This is a genomic window from Amycolatopsis balhimycina FH 1894, assembly GCF_000384295.1.
Classification (GTDB): Bacteria; Actinomycetota; Actinomycetes; order Mycobacteriales; family Pseudonocardiaceae; genus Amycolatopsis; species Amycolatopsis balhimycina.
Window position 1 is genome coordinate 5181782 of record NZ_KB913037.1, and the last position, 16578, is coordinate 5198359.

The 16578-nt window shown below is 70.5% G+C and carries 16 protein-coding genes; 5 read left to right on the top strand and 11 right to left on the bottom strand.

What is annotated here, in order from left to right:
- Positions 1 to 178: 178 nt before the first annotated feature.
- The 7 genes from ptsP to A3CE_RS0123210 all read right to left on the bottom strand — a co-directional run bounded on the left by ptsP (position 179) and on the right by A3CE_RS0123210 (position 6830).
- Positions 179 to 1846: a phosphoenolpyruvate--protein phosphotransferase gene (gene ptsP, locus A3CE_RS0123175; protein WP_020642503.1), complete on the bottom strand. Its 1668-nt coding sequence runs from the start codon at positions 1844 to 1846 to the stop codon at positions 179 to 181.
- The gene (locus tag A3CE_RS0123180) at positions 1839 to 2576 is read right to left on the bottom strand and encodes a hypothetical protein (protein ID WP_020642504.1); all 738 of its coding nucleotides are present in this window, start codon (positions 2574 to 2576) and stop codon (positions 1839 to 1841) included. The genes ptsP and A3CE_RS0123180 overlap by 8 nt, the downstream gene beginning before the upstream one ends.
- Positions 2577 to 2604: 28 nt before the next feature.
- Positions 2605 to 3474 (bottom strand): ribokinase, encoded by an 870-nt coding sequence (locus A3CE_RS0123185; protein WP_020642505.1) that lies wholly within the window; start codon positions 3472 to 3474, stop codon positions 2605 to 2607.
- A gap of 258 nt (positions 3475 to 3732) precedes the next feature.
- Complete coding sequence (locus tag A3CE_RS0123190) at positions 3733 to 4644, bottom strand: hypothetical protein (RefSeq protein ID WP_020642506.1); 912 nt, start codon at positions 4642 to 4644, stop codon at positions 3733 to 3735.
- A 254-nt stretch (positions 4645 to 4898) separates the two neighbouring features.
- Complete coding sequence (locus tag A3CE_RS51510; RefSeq protein ID WP_084641726.1) at positions 4899 to 5960, bottom strand: hypothetical protein; 1062 nt, start codon at positions 5958 to 5960, stop codon at positions 4899 to 4901.
- A complete protein-coding gene (locus A3CE_RS0123205; RefSeq protein ID WP_020642509.1) occupies positions 5953 to 6291 on the bottom strand; it encodes a hypothetical protein in 339 nt (112 codons plus the stop codon). Before A3CE_RS0123205 ends, A3CE_RS51510 begins: the two co-directional genes overlap by 8 nt.
- A 26-nt stretch (positions 6292 to 6317) precedes the next feature.
- On the bottom strand, positions 6318 to 6830 hold the full coding sequence (locus A3CE_RS0123210; RefSeq protein ID WP_020642510.1) for a YbaB/EbfC family nucleoid-associated protein: 513 nt from the start codon (positions 6828 to 6830) through the stop codon (positions 6318 to 6320).
- Positions 6831 to 7131: 301 nt separating this feature from the next.
- Here A3CE_RS0123210 and A3CE_RS0123215 point away from each other — a divergent pair, with 301 nt between their 5' ends.
- On the top strand, positions 7132 to 7938 hold the full coding sequence (locus tag A3CE_RS0123215) for a TetR/AcrR family transcriptional regulator (RefSeq protein WP_020642511.1): 807 nt from the start codon (positions 7132 to 7134) through the stop codon (positions 7936 to 7938).
- Here the strand turns inward: A3CE_RS0123215 and A3CE_RS0123220 are convergent.
- The 3 genes from A3CE_RS0123220 to A3CE_RS0123230 form a co-directional block, all read right to left on the bottom strand.
- Positions 7866 to 8603 (bottom strand): SDR family oxidoreductase, encoded by a 738-nt coding sequence (locus tag A3CE_RS0123220; protein ID WP_020642512.1) that lies wholly within the window; start codon positions 8601 to 8603, stop codon positions 7866 to 7868. The genes A3CE_RS0123215 and A3CE_RS0123220 overlap by 73 nt on opposite strands.
- A gap of 89 nt (positions 8604 to 8692) precedes the next feature.
- A complete protein-coding gene (gene leuS, locus A3CE_RS0123225; RefSeq protein ID WP_020642513.1) occupies positions 8693 to 11548 on the bottom strand; it encodes a leucine--tRNA ligase in 2856 nt (951 codons plus the stop codon).
- A 170-nt stretch (positions 11549 to 11718) separates the two neighbouring features.
- Positions 11719 to 12879 (bottom strand): esterase-like activity of phytase family protein, encoded by a 1161-nt coding sequence (locus A3CE_RS0123230; protein WP_026468776.1) that lies wholly within the window; start codon positions 12877 to 12879, stop codon positions 11719 to 11721.
- Positions 12880 to 12945: 66 nt separating this feature from the next.
- On the opposite strand from A3CE_RS0123230, the gene A3CE_RS0123235 reads away from it, so the two are divergent.
- A complete protein-coding gene (locus A3CE_RS0123235; protein WP_020642515.1) occupies positions 12946 to 13365 on the top strand; it encodes an SdpI family protein in 420 nt (139 codons plus the stop codon).
- Between the two features lie 13 nt (positions 13366 to 13378).
- On the opposite strand, the gene A3CE_RS0123240 is transcribed toward A3CE_RS0123235, so the two are convergent.
- Positions 13379 to 13960, bottom strand: coding sequence for a YqgE/AlgH family protein (locus A3CE_RS0123240; protein WP_020642516.1), 582 nt, complete (start codon positions 13958 to 13960; stop codon positions 13379 to 13381).
- Positions 13961 to 14283: 323 nt separating this feature from the next.
- Between A3CE_RS0123240 and A3CE_RS0123245 the strand changes: the two genes are divergently transcribed.
- The 3 genes from A3CE_RS0123245 to A3CE_RS0123255 all read left to right on the top strand — a co-directional run bounded on the left by A3CE_RS0123245 (position 14284) and on the right by A3CE_RS0123255 (position 16570).
- Positions 14284 to 15576, top strand: coding sequence for an MFS transporter (locus tag A3CE_RS0123245; RefSeq protein WP_020642517.1), 1293 nt, complete (start codon positions 14284 to 14286; stop codon positions 15574 to 15576).
- Between the two features lie 92 nt (positions 15577 to 15668).
- Entirely contained in the window at positions 15669 to 16250 is a 582-nt protein-coding gene (locus A3CE_RS0123250; RefSeq protein WP_020642518.1) for a YbaB/EbfC family nucleoid-associated protein, read from the top strand.
- On the top strand, positions 16250 to 16570 hold the full coding sequence (locus tag A3CE_RS0123255; protein WP_020642519.1) for a WXG100 family type VII secretion target: 321 nt from the start codon (positions 16250 to 16252) through the stop codon (positions 16568 to 16570). The genes A3CE_RS0123250 and A3CE_RS0123255 overlap by 1 nt, the downstream gene beginning before the upstream one ends.
- The last annotated feature ends 8 nt before the right edge of the window (positions 16571 to 16578 follow it).

Sequence of the window (16578 nt, forward strand, 5' to 3'; positions counted from 1 at the left end):
AAGGTGGCCTTCACGGACATACGAAAGGTTGTCCACACCCCTCGATCAATGTGGACAACTCCGCCCCACCAGACTGGCACAACCCGGCACTGTCGGTGATGACCGATAGACTGAAAGTGGGGGGCGGCCCCAGGATTCGAGTCGAGCCGAATCGAGCTGCCGAGCTTGCCGGCGCAGGTCAGGGGCGGGTGGCCGCGCGGGCCGCCGCCGGATCCGACGTCACCAAAGCCGCTTCCGCCAGTGCTTCGCAGTCCGCCAGAGTTGCAGCGGCCAGGCTCGCGCCCACCGTGCGGATCGCCGGGGCGTTCATCGACAGGCTCGTCAGGCCCAGACCGGCCAGCACCAGCGCCAGGCGCGGGTCCGCGGCCGCTTCGCCGCAGACGCCCGCCGGCTTGCCGGTGGCCTTGGCCGCGTCGCCGATCAGCTTCAGCAGGCGCAGGAGCCCCGGCTGCCACGGGTCGTTGAGCTGCGCGACCGCGCCCAGCTGGCGGTCCGCCGCGAACGTGTACTGGGCCAGATCATTCGTGCCGACCGAGACGAAGTCGACGACGCCGAGGATCTCGCGGGCGCTCAGCGCCGCCGCCGGGATCTCGATCATCACGCCGGCCCTGGCGATGCCCGCCGCGCGGACGCGGACGGCGAACCAGGCGGCCTCCTCGACCGTCGCGACCATCGGGGCCATCACCGAGACGTCCGCGCCGGAGTCCACCGCCGCGCCGGCGATGGCCTCGAGCTGGCGGTCCAGCACCTCGGGGCGGTCGAAGGCCACGCGCAGCCCGCGGACGCCGAGTGCCGGGTTCGGCTCGGCTTCCGGGGAGAGGAAGGCCAGGGGCTTGTCGGCGCCGGCGTCCAGGGTCCGCACGATCACCGGCTTGCCGCGGAACGGCGAGAGCACCGCGGTGTATGCCGCGCGCTGCTCGGCGACCGACGGCTCGTCCGAGGCGTCCAGGTAGCAGAACTCGGTGCGGAACAGGCCGACACCTTCGGCACCCGCGTCGGCCGCGGCCCGCGCGTCGGCCGGGGAGCCGACGTTGCCGTAGACCTTCACGCGGTGGCCGTCGGACGTCGCGCCGGTGCCGTTCCACTCCGCGAGCTGCGCCACCGTCGCCGTGACGACCGGCGCCGACGGGTCCGCGACCTCGACCGTGCCCGCGTCGCCGTCGACCGCGAGCGCCTGCGCGTCCAGGGCCAGCAGCCCGCGCACCGCGACGACGGCCGGGATCCCGAGAGCGCGCGCCAGGATCGCGGTGTGGCTGGTCGGGCCGCCCTCTTCGGTGACCAGGGCGAGCACCTTCGCCGGGTCGAGACCGGCGGTGTCGGCGGGAGCGAGGTCGCGGGCGACCAGCACGCTCGGCGACGCCAGCTCGGGCACCCCCGGCGGCGCGATGCCGAGCAGCTCGGCGATCAGCCGGTCCCGCACGTCGCGGACGTCGCGGACGCGCTCGGCCATGTACCCGCCGGCCGCGGCCAGCGCTTCGGCGAAGCCTTCGGCGGCTTGGTAGACGGCCCGCGCGGCGGGCAGCCCCTGCGTCTTGACCAGCTGTTCGGCCTGCGACGTGAGCGCCGGGTCGGCGGCCATCGCGGCGGTGGTGATGAGGATCGTCGCCGCTTCGCCGGACGCGGTCTCGGCCTGCTTCTCCAGCCGGCCGGCGACGGTCGCGGCCGCGGGCGCGACCCGGGCGGCCTCGGCGGCCGGATCGGCCGGGGCCGGGGTGGCGGCGGGCTCGCTCAGCGGCTCCGCGACACGGACGACAGGACCACTCGCGCGGCCGGGGCTGACGGCGACCCCGGACAGAGACTCCGCCGACGCACTCTTCCCCGCGGAGGCGGCACCAAACTCAGACATGGTCTAGACCATAGCTCAGATACGCCTGGATATCCCGTGGCGGCGGGCACAAGCCGCGTCGCCGTACCTGCTCGAGCACCGGCCGGACCTCCTCGTGCCACCAGGCGTCGGCCAGTTCGTCGCGGCTGCGCACCGGCCGTCCGGCCAGCATACGGCGGAATCCCCAGGCCTCGGCCGAGTCGGCGAGCCGGAACCAGTCGGCCGGGTCGTCGAGCCACAGCCCGAGCCGGACGTCGTCCGGCAGCGGCACGCGCTCCAGGAACATCCGCTCGGCGGTCTTCGACGGCAGGTCGGCGAGCGTCAGGCAGCGCAGCGCGCAGGCCACCGTGCTGATCCACCGGACCCGCGCGCGGATCGTGCGGGCACCGCGCGCTCGTGCGATGGCGACGCGGTGGTGGCCGTCCTCGACGAAGAACATGTCGGTGAGCCGGACGAGCCGCACCGGCGGGAGGTCCGCCGACGTCCGCGTCAGGTGCTCCCAGCGGTCACGCAGCGCCCGGTTGCGCGGCCGGAACTCGCGGTCGAAGTCCCCGGCGCGGGCGACCGTGCCGACGACGCCCGCCAGCGGCACGTCGTACACGCCTTCGTCGACCTCGGTCTGCTTGCCGAGCGCCTGGAGCGTGTCGTCGAGCGGCATGATCGCGAGGTGGTCGGGACGGCGAGCCTCCGCGATCGCCCTCAGCTGAGCGGCGTAGCCGCGCCACCAGGCCGAACCGAACGAATCGCCCATGTGAGGGGCAACACGGCCGGCCGGGTGATCATTCCCCCAGGTCGGCGGCGGTCGGGTAGGACGGCTGCGCCCCGGGCCGCGTCACGCTGAACGCCGCGACGCGAACGGCTCGCTTCGCCGCGGAGACCAGATCGGCACCGTCGGCCAGCGACGCGGCGAGCGCGCCCGCGAAGGCGTCCCCGGCCCCGGTCGTGTCCACGGCCGTCACCTGCGGTGACGCCACCTCCGTGACGCCGCCGGCTTCGACGACGACCGCACCGGCCGCGCCGAGCGTGACGACGGCCGTCTTCGGCCCGAGGTCGAGGAGCTTCCGGAAGTCCGCGCCGGGACCGGTCAGCCAGGCGGCCTCGTGCTCGTTGACCAGCAGGACGTCGAGCTTGGCGAGCGTCTCCGGAGACAGCTTCGCCGCGGGAGAGAGGTTCAGCAGGACTTTGACGCCCCTCTCGGCGGCCCTGGCGACGGCGTGTTCGACGGTCGGCAGCGGCACCTCGAGCGAGACGACCACGATCTCGACCCCGTCGAAGACGGCGTCGACGTCGGCGGGCTCCAGGCCCGAGTTGGCGCCGGGGGAGACGAGGATCGAGTTCTCGCCGTCCGGGGTGACGGTGATGTAGGCGATGCCGGTCGGCCGGTCGCTGGTCCGCACGAGCCCGGTGTCGACGCCCGCGGCGCGCAGCGAATCGAGCAGCAGCCTGCCGTAGGGGTCGTCACCGACCGCGCCGAGCAGCGCGACGTCCGCCCCGAGCCGGCCCGCCGCGACCGCCGTGTTGGCGCCCTTGCCGCCCGGCGAGAGCACCGTGTCGCCGCCCAGCACCGTCTCCCCGCCGGCCGGTCGCCGGTCGACCGCGACGACGAGGTCGGCATTGGCGGATCCCACAACGAGCACGTCGGAGTTCATGCCCGAACTGTCCCACGGAAGCCGCCCCGACCTGGTCAGCACCGGCCCGGAAGGGGAAAGTGAAGGTTTTTGTAACTTATCCGGGGCTGAGTGCGACAATCATGCGAGCAGCGGATGCCCGTCACTCGATCGGAGGATGTCCATCCTCCGGCCGTCACTTCGTGACCCGGTCCCGCTCTCCAGGTGCGTCATCACGGAAACGTGGTGACTTTGCCCGAACCGGCGCGAGCCGGCAGGGCATCGTGTCGCCGGCGCCGATCACGTAGCCCCCCGAGTGATCGGCGTCGGCGGCGCCCCGCTCACGCCGAGGCCGGCGGTGAACTCGCGGTACCGATCCGGCCGGAACACGGCCATCGCCGCCCGTACCTGGTGTGCGGCGGCGTCGGTGAACGCCTCCGGCAGGCGGTACGCGCCCTTCTCACCCGGGAGCCGGTGGTCCCCCAGCTGGGCCCCGAGTTGCCACAGTCCCCGCAGCTCGCCGCGACGGCGGGCTCCCTCCTCGGTGAGGAACAGGTCGATCACGCGGAGGACGAGACCGTCGTGCTCGATCGTGGTCAGCCGGACTTCGGCGACATCGGCCCAATCGAGCGTGAACGTCGTCTCGCCACGGCGGTACCAGCCGAGGCCGTCCGCCGAGACCGTCACCGCCGTCGCATTGGCGTTCGACCGGTACGAGCGCGGCGTGAAGAAGAAGAGCCAGATCGGCGCGGCGAGGCCCACCAAGCCCAGGGCGATGAGGACTTCCCGCGCGTCGGCCGAGCCGGCGAGCGATCCGGCGATGGCGCTGATCGCGCCGGGCACCATGATCGAGCCGGCGAGGCGCCAGTACCGCTGTGCCGGCCATTCGGCCGGGGCGATCTTCCGGCTCCCACGCCCGGTACCCGGCTCGGTGCCGGGGGCGAGCACGCAAACCGGCATCACGAGCCGGGTGGTCGGCTGCCACGGCGTCACGCGGTGACGCAGTTTCCGGCGCCGGCGCACCGTCGACCAGACGGCGATGCCGAGGAAAAAGGCGATGCCCGGCGCGACCGACCACCACACCACGGGTTTGTCCGCGGCCCGCCGGAACGTCCTCGCGCCCTCGACCGGCACCGGCTTGCCGACGTCGGCCGGGGTGAGCTCGTTCAGCCGGAACCGCGCCGAGCGGACCTCGCCGTCTTCGTTCGTCACGTCCGCGGTGCAGAGCTAATAGAAGCCGGCCCCGCCACGGCTGAGGGGACCGAGCCGGTCGCAGGACGTCACCCTCGCGAACGCGTTCGCCGTGCCCGGCCGATCCGGTCCGTACTGGACCATGCCGCGCGCGGTCACACTCCACAGCCCGAGGACGACCACCGTGACGACCAGAGCCTGTGCGGCGATCTTTCTCCATCGGGGTCGGCGGACGACGGGAACCGACTCGAAGCCGCTCGACGGCGCCACCGCGCTCACTCGAGGGATCCGGAGATGCGCTGGGCGCCAGGCTGCCCGGAGAACGGCTGCCCGTCGTCCGCGGTCACCGGACCGGACCGGGGGACCTTGTCGACCGGGTAGTTCGTCGAGTGGTCTTCCGGGACGATCGAGGTCTGGTCCCGGTCGTGCAGCTTTTCCCCGGGGGACTGACCGGGGCCGGTCGTCATCTGCTCGAAGGACTTCAACAACGCTTCCCGGCCCGCGGCCACCCTGAAGCCCTTGAACATTTCGCCGGCCGCTTCCACCGCGGCCTCCGGCAGGTGACCGAGACGGCTCGCCATTCGCTGGGCGATCGGCTCCAAGACACTGCAGATCGACCGGAGGAATCCCCGCGCTTTGGCGAACGCCCTGGCCAGCTTGCCGCATTCCTCGACCATCTTGCCGCCTTGCTGGACGGCGAAGGGAATCCCCTCCGCGGCCAGGCCGGCCGGGTACGCCGGCGGCGGGTAGCGCAAAAGGATCTTGACGATCTTGGCCAGCGTGTCGGTGATGAGGTCGCGGATGAGCGTCCGCACCACGTCGAGGATCGTCTTGCAGATCCCGATGATCGCCGCGACGTGGGTCGCGGCGTCCGACAGGGCGGCGTACGCGTCCAGCTGCCCCTGCACGTAGACCCGGTACTGGTCGGCGACCTTGCCCTTCCGGCCGAGGCAGTTCTTCCGGACTTCCTCGGTGAGCTTCTCGGCGGTTTCCTGGACGCGCTTGCCGATCGTCTCCCACTTCTTGCCCTCGAGATCGAGGGCGTCCTGGTCGCCGGTGACCCAGTCCAACGGCTCCTTCAGGAAGTCGACGTGCTCGATCAGCCAGCCGAAACCCCAGCTCATGAGGGTTTCGAACGGGTCCTTGATGGCGTCCTTGATGCCGAAACCCGCGTTCGCGAGGGCGAAGAGCCCTTCGGTCCAGTCACCCTCGAGGATCTTTTCCGCCCCGCCGACGAGGTCCTGGAGCCCGCCCGCGCCCTCGAGGAAGCTGTCTACTTGGTACTTCTCGGCGTCGGTGTCCTTCTTCGCCTCGTCGAGCATGGATTCCTCAGCCACCTCGAACCTCCGAAGCGCGCTTCACCAGCTCCGACGCGGACGCTTCGTCCACCCGGCGCGCCTTCGCCCAGGTCTGCACCGCCTGCACGTGGTAATCCGCGCCCTTGACGGCCGATTCCAGCGTCTCCCGAGCCTGCCCGGCCACGTTGTCGCACCACCGGTCGAGGAAGCAGAGCTGACCGATCAGGCCGAAGGCTTCGGAACCGATCGGGTCGTTCTTGCTCAGCGCTGCCGCTTCCTTCAGCACGTCGAACGTCGCTTCCACCTGCTTGGCGTGCTCGTCGATGGCGTCGGGGTTCTCGTCGAACCCCGGTCCGGCCTGTCCGGCCATGTTCCGGTCCCTCCCCGTTCCCGCGCTCAGCGCAGGTAGCCGCCGTCACCGAAGTAGTCGTCGTCCGTGCCGCCGTCCGCCGGCGGCCGGGCCGGGCGCGGCGGAGCGGCCGGTTTCGGCGGCTCTTCTTCGACGATGAAGCGGGCCGCGTCGTCCACCCGGGTTTCGTAGCCTCCTTCGACGAAGCCTTCGGGCTCCGGCTCGGGGTATTCGCGGTGCAACTGGCCGACCAGCTCGGCCATCGTGCCGGTGCCGGCGATCGACGGCACGCCGGACTCGACGGCGGCGGCGAGCCTGCTCTGCGCGACCTGGACGGTGCGCAGGATCTCGTCGGCGAGGTCCGGTTTCTCGCGGGCCGCTTGGCCGATCTCCAACCCGACCAGGTTGCCGAGGTGGTTGACCTTGACGCCGATCTGGCCGTCCTTGCTGCGCTCGGCCACCGAGACGGTCTCCATCTCGGCCCGCATCCGGTCAGCCTTCTGCTGGGCTTCGGCCATCTTGGCTTCGAAGCTCGAGAAGAGCTGCTCAGGGTTCGACACGCGAACCTCCCCTGTTCACGTCAGTAGCCGTACGGCGACCGAGTGTGGCACATGGCACCGACAGTTACGGGCGTTTTCGCCCGGTGTGACGAAGACCCGGCGGTTTCCCCATCCCGGCGGACGATCTACGCGGTCTCGCGCTGCCCGCGTTCCTGGCGGGCCCGGCATGTCCGTGGTGGCCATGTGGCTGTTGCGGCCGCTGACCCGGTGGCAGGTACGGGACCTCTGAGCTGCACCTTTTCGTTACGGCCGAAATCGCGTTAATGCAAGAATTGTCGTAGTAAACACTTAGACTGTTCGGATGAGCCACCCCACGCGAAGGGGTCGCGCGCGTGCGGCTACCGAACAGGACATCCGGCGGACCGCCCGGAAACTGCTCGTCGAGCAGGGGCCCGAGGCGGTCACGCTGCGCGCCATCGCGCGGGAGCTGGGGATCACCGCGCCCGCGCTCTACCGCTACTACGAATCTCGTGACGACCTCGTCGAAAACCTGCGGCTGGACGTCTGCGCCGACCTGGCCGACGATCTTGCCGAAGAAATCGCCGAGCTGCCGGACGACGGCGTGCTGCAGTTGTTCGCCATCTGCAAGGGGTTCCGGCGGTGGGCGCTCACCCACACGAAGGAATTCACGCTCGTTTTCGCGTCGCCGACCGGTGGGGTCGGATCGACGGCGGGAAGTGCGCTGAGCCGGGTCGACGAGCCGTTCGGGCGGATCTTCCTCGCCGCGGCCGGGCGGGTGCTCGCGCGGACCGACATCGTCCTGCCCTCCGCCAGCGGCGTGCCCGGCGAGCTGCGCGACGACTTGAAGACCTTCCAGGAATCGCTGGTCGCGGTGCTCGCCGAATCCGATCAGGACGTGCCTGTCGAGAAGATCGACCTCGGCGTGACGTACCTGATGATCCAGTTCTGGGCCCGGCTCTACGGGCACGTCACGCTCGAGGTCTTCGGCAACTACCCGATCCCGATGTCCAAACCGGACGTCCTGTTCGAGGCGATGCTGGCCGACCTCGCCCGGGAGATCGGGCTCTACTCCGGTCAGGCCGCGTGGCCGCCGTCCACCGACAGCGTCGCCGCCGTCACGTACCCGCTGGCCGGGGACGCCAGGTAAGCGACGGCCGCCGCCACTTCGGCGGGCGAGCCGTAGCGGTCGAACGCCGTCATCGCGGCCTGGTCGGCCGCGTACGCGCCGTCGGCCGGGTTCATCTCCGTGTCCGTCGGGCCCGGGTGGACGAGGTTGACCGTGATGCCGCGCGGCCCCAGCTCGCGCGCGAGTGCCTTGGTCAGGCCGACCATCGCCGCCTTGCTGGTGGCATACAGCGCCATGCCCGGGCCGGGTACGCGATCCGTGACGCAGCTGCCGATCGTGATCACGCGGCCGCCGTCGGCCAGGACGCCGGCCGCGGCCTGAGTCGCCGCGAACACGCCGCGGACGTTCACCGCCAGCACGCGGTCGACGTCCTCCAGCGCGGTCTCGGCGAAGGCGCCCACGAAACCGACGCCCGCGTTGTTCACCAGCACGTCCAGCCGGCCGAACTCCGCGACGGTCGCTTCCACGGCCGCCGACACCGCGGCCGCGTCCGCTGAGTCAGCCTGGATCGCCAGCGCGCGGCGGCCGAGGGCCTTGATCTGGTCGACCACCTCGGCCGCCCGCGCGGCGTTGTGCTGGTACGTCAGCGCGATGTCCGCGCCGTCCTCGGCGAGCCGCAGTGCCGTGGCCGCGCCGATGCCACGGCTGCCGCCCGTCACCAGCGCCACCTTGCCGTCGAGGGTCATCCCGGTTCTCCTTCGATCGAACGGTTTTCCTTGACCGTTCAATCAAATCGGGAACACCCGGGAAGCACCGGCGGCTTTCCGACAGAGCGCTACAGGACGATGTTGACCAGCCGTCCCGGCACGACGATCACCTTGCGCGGCGAGCCGTCGCCGACCATCGCCGCGACCTTCTCGTCCGCCAGCGCCGCCGCTTGGACCTCGTCCGACGACGCGGAAGCCGAGACCGTCACCCGGGACCGGACCTTGCCGTTGACCTGGATCGGGTACTCGACCGAGTCCTCGACCAGGTACTTCTCGTCCACCACCGGGAACGGGCCCTGCACCAGCGAATCCGCGTGGCCCAGCCGGTGCCACAGCTCCTCCGCCATGTGCGGGGCCAGCGGCGCCAGCATCAGCACCAGCGGCTCGGCCAGCTCACGCGGCGTCGACGCGGCTCCGCCGTACACCTTCGTGACGTGGTTGTTCAGCTCGATCAGCTTCGCGCCGGCCGTGTTGAACCGCATCTCCGCGTAGTCCTCGCGGACGCCCGCGATGGTCTTGTGCAGCACCTTGCGGTCCGCCTCGGAAGCGTCCTCAGTGGACACTCGCAGCTCGCCGGTCGCCTCGTCGACGACCAGGCGCCACAGCCGCTGCAGGAACCGGTGCGCGCCAACGACGTCCTTGGTCGCCCAGGGGCGCGACATGGCCAGCGGGCCCATCGCCATCTCGTAGAACCGGAACGTGTCGGCGCCGTAGTTCTCGGCCATCTCGTCCGGCGTGACGACGTTCTTCAGGCTCTTGCCCATCTTGCCGTACTCCTGGGTGACCTCTTCGTCGTTGAAGAAGTACTTCCCGTCGCGCTCCTCGACCTGCTCGGCCGGGACGTAGACGCCGCGCGCGTCCGTGTACGCGTACGCCTCGATGTAGCCCTGGTTGAACAGCTTCCGGTACGGCTCCTTGGACGTCACGTGGCCCAGGTCGAACAGCACCTTGTGCCAGAACCGCGAGTACAGCAGGTGCAGCACCGCGTGCTCGACGCCGCCGACGTACAGGTCGACGCCGCCGGTGTCGTCCGCGCCGTACTCGCCGGGCCGCGGGCCCATCCAGTACTGCTCGTTTTCCGGGGCGCAGAACGTCTCCGAGTTCGTCGGGTCCAGGTAGCGCAGCTGGTACCAGCAGGAACCCGCCCAGTTCGGCATCGTGTTGATGTCGCGGTGATACTTCTTCGGCCCGTCGCCCAGGTCCAGCTCGACCTCGACCCAGTCCGTCGCGCGGGCCAGTGGCGACGACGGCATCGAGTCGCGGTCCTCGGGGTCGAACGTCACCGGCGAGTAGTCGGCGACCTCGGGCAGCTCGATCGGCAGCATCGACTCGGGGACGGCGTGCACTTCGCCGTCCTCGTCGTAGACCACCGGGAACGGCTCGCCCCAGTAGCGCTGGCGCGAGAACAGCCAGTCGCGCAGCTTGAACTGGACGGTCCCGGTGCCGGCGCCCTTCTCCGACAGCCAGTCGATGATCGTCTTCTTGGCCTCGGCGACGTCCATGCCGTCCAGGCTGAGTCCATTTTCATGCCGCGAGTTGATCGCCGGGCCGTCACCCGTGTACGCCTTGCCGTCGAAACCCTCGGACGACTGCACGGTCCGGATGATCTCCAGGCCGAACTTCTCGGCGAACTCCCAGTCGCGGACGTCCTGGCCGGGAACGGCCATGATCGCGCCGGTGCCGTAGCCCATCAGCACGTAGTCGGCGACGAAGATCGGGATCTGCTTGTCGTTGACCGGGTTCGTGGCGTACGCGCCGGTGAAGACGCCGGTCTTCTCCTTGTTCTCCTGCCGGTCCAGCTCGGACTTCCGCGACGCGGCGACGCGGTACTCCTTGATCGCCTCGGCGGGCGTCGCGGCGCCACCGGTCCAGCGCTCGTCGACGTCCGCGGACCACGCCTCGGTGACCAGCTTGTCGACCAGCGGGTGCTCCGGCGCCAGCACCATGTAGGTGGCGCCGAACAGCGTGTCCGGCCGGGTCGTGAAGACCTCGATGCCGTCGTCACCGGAGGAGAACGTGACGCGGGCGCCGTGCGAGCGGCCGATCCAGTTCCGCTGCATGGACTTGACCTTCTCCGGCCAGTCCAGCAGGTCCAGGTCGTCGACCAGGCGATCGGCGTACGCGGTGATCCGCATCATCCACTGCCGCAGGTTGCGGCGGAAGACGGGGAAGTTGCCGCGCTCGCTGCGGCCGTCCGAGGTGACCTCTTCGTTCGACAGCACGGTGCCCAGGCCCGGGCACCAGTTGACCGGCGCTTCGGAGATGTACACCAGCCGGTTGTCGTCGATCACCTGCTTCCGTTCGACGGCGGACAGCGCCGCCCAGTCACGGCCGTCCGGAGTCGGCCGGGAGCCGTCCGCGAACGCGGCCTCCAGCTCGGCGATCGGGCGTGCCTTGCCCGCAACCTGGTCGTACCAGGAGTTGAAGATCTGCAGGAAGATCCACTGCGTCCAGCGGTAGTACTCGGGGTCGATCGTGGAGATGCGACGGCGTTCGTCGTGGCCCAGGCCCAGGCGCCGGATCTGGCGCAGGTAGGTCCGGATGTTCTCCTCGGTCGTCTTGCGCAGGTGCTGCCCGGTCTGGACCGCGTACTGCTCGGCCGGCAGGCCGAACGCGTCGAAGCCCATCGTGTGCAGCACGTTGCGCCCGATCATCCGGTGGTACCGGGCGAAGACGTCGGTGCTGATGAAGCCCAGCGGGTGCCCGACGTGCAGGCCGAAGCCCGACGGGTACGGGAACATGTCCTGGACGAACAGCTTGTCGCTGGGCACCGGCTGCCCCTCGACGGCGAGCGGCCCGACGGGGTTGGGCGCGTGGAAGGTGCCCTGGTCGGCCCAGTGGTCCTGCCAGCGCTGCTCGATCTGTCCCGCCAGCGCGGCCGTGTACCGGTGCGCCGGGACGTCGGTCCCTGTTGTCTCGGTCATCGCCGTCTTCCTTCGTTGCGAGGTGCTCCAGAAACAACTCGACTCCTCAGCCACCAGGGCATGAGGGGTCGCCGCGCCGGCCGGGCCGGGCCCGGTCAGCGCGGCAGGCTAAGCCCCTTGAAAAACGGGAGCAGCCGAGCCGTGTTCATGTGCACATCGTAACTTGCTGGTCAAAGCCGTTCGGAGGGGACCGCCAGTGCGACGAACTGGGTGACCTGGGTCGCCGAGAAGTTGTTGTCGCTGACGATGATCAAGCTGCGCTCCCCGTTCGGCAGCTTCGGGCCCCACGTCATGCCCTCGAGGTTGTCCACAGTGGACAGGCCGAGGTCGGCGGCGTCGAAGAGCAGGCGCTTCTTGACCGGCTTGACGTGCTTGGCGTCGGCCAGGGACTTGACGTTCAGGACGTTCGTCGCGCCCTTCGTGTCGATCTCGTAGACGCGGACCTTGTTGCCGACACCGGTGACGAACGAGCGTTCCATCATGAGGAACTTCGTCGGGTCGGCCTGGTCGACGGCCAGCATCGAGGACACGCCGGTGGTGGCGAACGCGCCGTCGGGCACTGGTGACGCGAAAATCGGCTCCTGCGGGTAGGCGAACTGCGCCAGGACCGGGCCGAACCGCGACTGGAGGGTGATCCGCGAGAGCGCCCCGGTGGTCGTCGTCGGCATCGGGCCGTCTTGCAGGAGCGGGCCCTCGACCTCGCTGGCCAGCAGCGAGCCGTGCCCGGCGAACGTGAGGCCTTCGAGGACCAGGTTCTGCCGCGGCCCCGCCGTCGGCGTCATCTTCTCGTTCGCGGGAATCGGCAGGTCGCGGACGTATTCGCCGTCCCGGCGGGCTTCGCGGATCGACGGGTCGATCAACGTCGTCGCCGTCCGCTCGCCCTCCTGCGCCCAGTAGTAGTCGCCCGTCCACGGGTCGACGCGCAGCTCTTCGGGGTCGATCGTCTGCTCGTTCTGCGGCTTCGACGGATCGTTCTGGGTGAGCGGCGGGTACGGCGTGCCGTCGGGCCGCAGGAACGGCTTCGTGCCGGTGAACGTGACCGGGCCGACGCCGTTCGCGGACACCGGGAAGGTCGCGGTGTAGAAGCGGGCGGGGTTGATCGCCGACCGGTCGTCGCAGATCAGGGCGTAACCGCCGGTCCGGGGGTCGTAGTCGATGCTGGACAGGCCGCCGACCATCGTGCCCTGGAACAGCAGGGCGTTCGGGACGATCTGCTCGCCGAGCAGCCGGAGGGGCCGCTGGTGACTCTCGGTGGCAGCCGCCGGCGTCGCGGCGAGGATTCCTCCGATCAGGGCAGTGGCCAACACAGTGGGCAGTACGCGCGGTGACATGGCCTGTAGCACAGTCGATCAGGGTATCCGGCAGGTTGCCGGGACGTCACGCTTATCCTTGAGCTCGTGTTCGCTATCGCGCTGGTTCCGATCGTGCTGGGTGTGCTCGTCGGCTTTGGTGGGTTCCTCGGTTTCCGCGAGCGCTTGACGCGCGAGGGCGGGACCGGCGTACGCACGGAAGCCGCGTTGCGCAGTGAAGAAGCGTTCAAGCTGGCCAACCGCGTCGCCGGCCTGCCGACCATGGCCGGGGGCGCGATCTCCGTGCTCGCCGGGCTGGCCGGGCTCGCGATGCCGTCGACCGGCGGCCTGGTCTCCGCCGCGCTCGCCGGCGTGCTCGCCATGCTGGTGCTGGTCATGGGCGGTGGCGTGCTCGGCAACCGGGCCGCGCTGACCGTTCCGGCCCCCGCTCCGGCGGCACCGGCCGGCTGCAGCGGCTGCGCGTGCGGCGCCGGCGGCTGCGGGGTCTTCAAGAAGGACGACGCCTGAGCTTTCAGGTGACTCAGTTTCGCTGGAGGTCGCCCGGGTGGGTGGCCAGCAGCGCCATCGGGATGCCCTGGCGGCGCAGCACCTGGCTCCACAGGTCACCGCTCGGCGAGGCCAGGATGTCACTCGGCAGCGCGGGCACGATGAGCCAGTCGTCACGCTCGATCTCGCCCGCGAGCTGCCCCGAGTTCCACCCCGCGTAGCCGGCGAACACGCGCACGCCGCGGACCTTCGGCACCAGCACCTCGGGGTCGGTGTCCAGGTCGACCAGCGCGACCGGGCCGCGGACGGCGATCACCCCCGGCACGCTCGCCGCCGTCTCGCCGGTGCGCAGCGCGGCCAGGCACAACGCGGTCTTCTTCTCGACCGGCCCCCCGACGAACACCGCCTGCGGCTCGGCGACGTGCCCGCCCCAGTTGGGCAGCACGTCGTGCACGGCGACGTCGCTCGGCCGGTTCAGGACCACACCGAGCGTGCCTTCGTCGCGATGATCGATGACGAACACCACGGTCCGGCGGAAGTTGGGGTCGACCATCGTGGGGGCGGCGACCAGGAGCGTTCCCGGTTCAACCTCGGCGTCCGCTGGCACGCGACCCATGATCCCACCCCTGGCCCGGCGAAATACTTCGGCTCGGGAACAATCGTCCCAGCAGCCTCGTTTGAAACAGTGGTCGGCGCACTCCGTGTCCCCCGGGCTCACTGAAGAACCGCCTTTGTGGAATACCGTCCGGCAGGAGCCACACTGCGCATAGCCGCCGAGAGGCGACCCTAGTGCGTCGGCCACCTCCTACTCGGTGGCGCCACCTTCGCGAACTCGCCCTAGGGGTGTCCAACCGAGGGGCAAGCCCCCCGGGCCCCCCGAGTGCGTCGGCCACCAAATCCTTTGACCCGCGCCCCACGTCAGGGCCTTACCCTGGCTTCGTGACGATCAGCGCCCAGACGGCGACAGAGCGAAGAGGGCCTCGGGAGCTGCTGAAGGACCCGGACTTCCGGCGTCTGCTCTTCACCCGCTTCGCGGCCAGCTGGGGTGACGGCATGTTCCGCGCCGGGCTCGCCGGTGCCGTGCTGTTCAACCCCGAGCGTGCCGCCGACCCGCTCGCCATCGCCGGCGGGTTCGCCGCGCTGCTGCTGCCGTACTCCGTCGTCGGGCCGTTCGCCGGGGCCCTCCTTGACCGCTGGGACCGCCGCAAGGTCCTCATCTTCGCGAACCTCCTGCGTGGGCTGGCGATCGTCTGCGCGTCCGCCGCCGTCGGCTTCGGGTTCGGCGGTATCGGCCTGTTTTCGCTGGCCCTGGCCGCGGAAGGGATCACGCGCTTCATCGGCTCCGGGCTTTCGGCGTCGCTGCCGCACGTCGTGGAGGAAGAGAGCGTCGTGACGGCGAACGCGTTCTCCACGACGCTCGGCTCGGTGGTCGCGGTCATCGGTGGCGGCTGCGCGATCGGCCTGCGGGCCCTGTTCGGCAGCAACGATGTCGGCTCGGCGGAGACCACGGTGTTCGCCGTGCTCGGCACCTTGGTCGCGGCGTTCCTCGCGCGCGGCTTCGCCCGCGGCGTGCTCGGGCCGTCGGTGGTCGACGAGCCGCCGAACGCCTTCCTGGCCGTCGCACGCGGGCTGGCCGACGGCGCGAAGCACGCGTGGCGCGCGCCGAGTGTCACGGCCGGGTTCCTCGCGCTCTTCGCGCACCGGGCGTCGTTCGGAGTGTCGCTGCTGGTCACCGTGCTGTTGATGCGGAACTACTTCACCGACCACGGCCTCTTCCGCTCCGGCCTGCCCGGGCTCGGGCAGATGGCCGCGCTCGGCGGGGCCGGGCTGCTGCTGGCCGGGCTGCTGACCGCGCGGATCATCCGCGTCTTCGGCCGGTTGCGTGCCGTGCTCGGCGCGTTGCTGCTGGCGGCGATCGCGCAGTCCGCGCTCGGCCTGCCGATGGTGCTGCCGCTGGCGCTGCTCGCGTCGTTCGTCATCACCGGCGCCGGCCAGGTGCTCAAGCTGTGTGTCGATTCGTCGATCCAGCTCGACGTCGCCGACGAAGCCCGCGGCCGGGTGTTCGCGCTCTACGACACGCTCTTCAACATCACGCAGGTGGCGGCGGTTTCGCTGGGCGCGCTCGTCGTGCCGGACGACGGTCGCGCGCCGGGCCTGCTCATCGCCGCGACGGTCTGCTACCTGGTCGGCGGAGCCGGGTACCTGGTGGCCCGGCGCCGCACGATTCGCTGACGCAAACACCCGAACCGGTCACGGCCATTGCTCCATTGGCATTAGGGTGACGGGCAAGTCATTAGTAGGTTCGAGGGACACCGGGGGCACCTGTGACCACCGCGGGCGACGACCGTGCACAGCTCGAAGCACGCAATGCCGCGATGAAGGACCGGATGGACACCCTCCTGGAGAACTTCGAGCGGCAGACCGCGCAGCTGCGCGACGCCCAGGCGGCGGCCGCCGAAACCACCGCCACCGTGGCCTCCTCCGACGGGCTGGTCCGCGCCACCATCGACGCCGGCGGCAGCCTCGCGAAGCTCGAGTTCGCCCCGAACACGTTCGAGCGCACCACACCGGCTCAGCTCGCGAACACCGTGCAGACGCTGGTGCGGCACGGATCGTTGCAGGTCAAGCAGAAGATCGCCGACCTGATGGCACCGATCACCGAGGGCCTGCCCGACCTCGCCGACCTGGTCGAAGGCGCACCGTCGCTGGCCGGGCTGGTGCCGCCGATCCCGGACTTCGCCGAGGAAGAAGAGGCGCCGGCGCCGCGTTCCGAGTCGTTCGAAGAAGCCGGTTCGATCCTGCGCAACGAGCAGGTGCCGCCCCCGAGGCCCACACCCAAGCGCGTCCGCCCGCCGCGTGACGAGGACGAGGAGCCGCCGTCGTCCTGGATGACGAGGGGCGACTGATGCCGGACGGGACCGGCTTCACCGCCGAACCGGACGCGGTACTGCGTGCGTCGAACGGCCTGGTCACCGCGGCCGACGGGCTGGAGAACGCGCTGAAGGCGCTGCAAAGCGCGCTCGGCGCCCAGGGCGAGTGCTGGGGGAACGACGACTCCGGCAAGGAGTTCGCCAAGGACTACGTACCCGGCGCGCAGGGCGCCACCGAAGGGTTCGCCAACCTCGTGCAGGGGCTGCGTGGCATGCAGCAGAACGTCGCGAAGTCGATGAAGGCCCTGTCGGGCGCCGACGAAGACGTGACGTCGCAGCTCAGCAAGGGGCAATGACGCGTGGG

Bases quoted from the DNA above. Each gene is read 5' to 3' on its own strand.
- ptsP (WP_020642503.1), bottom strand. From the start codon at position 1,846: ATGTCTGAGTTTGGTGCCGCCTCCGCGGGGAAGAGTGCGTCGGCGGAG.
- A3CE_RS0123180 (WP_020642504.1), bottom strand. From the start codon at position 2,576: ATGGGCGATTCGTTCGGTTCGGCCTGGTGGCGCGGCTACGCCGCTCAG.
- A3CE_RS0123185 (WP_020642505.1), bottom strand. From the start codon at position 3,474: ATGAACTCCGACGTGCTCGTTGTGGGATCCGCCAATGCCGACCTCGTC.
- A3CE_RS0123205 (WP_020642509.1), bottom strand. From the start codon at position 6,291: ATGGCCGGACAGGCCGGACCGGGGTTCGACGAGAACCCCGACGCCATC.
- A3CE_RS0123215 (WP_020642511.1), top strand. From the start codon at position 7,132: ATGAGCCACCCCACGCGAAGGGGTCGCGCGCGTGCGGCTACCGAACAG.
- A3CE_RS0123220 (WP_020642512.1), bottom strand. From the start codon at position 8,603: ATGACCCTCGACGGCAAGGTGGCGCTGGTGACGGGCGGCAGCCGTGGC.
- leuS (WP_020642513.1), bottom strand. From the start codon at position 11,548: ATGACCGAGACAACAGGGACCGACGTCCCGGCGCACCGGTACACGGCC.
- A3CE_RS0123230 (WP_026468776.1), bottom strand. From the start codon at position 12,879: ATGTCACCGCGCGTACTGCCCACTGTGTTGGCCACTGCCCTGATCGGA.
- A3CE_RS0123240 (WP_020642516.1), bottom strand. From the start codon at position 13,960: ATGGGTCGCGTGCCAGCGGACGCCGAGGTTGAACCGGGAACGCTCCTG.
- A3CE_RS0123255 (WP_020642519.1), top strand. From the start codon at position 16,250: ATGCCGGACGGGACCGGCTTCACCGCCGAACCGGACGCGGTACTGCGT.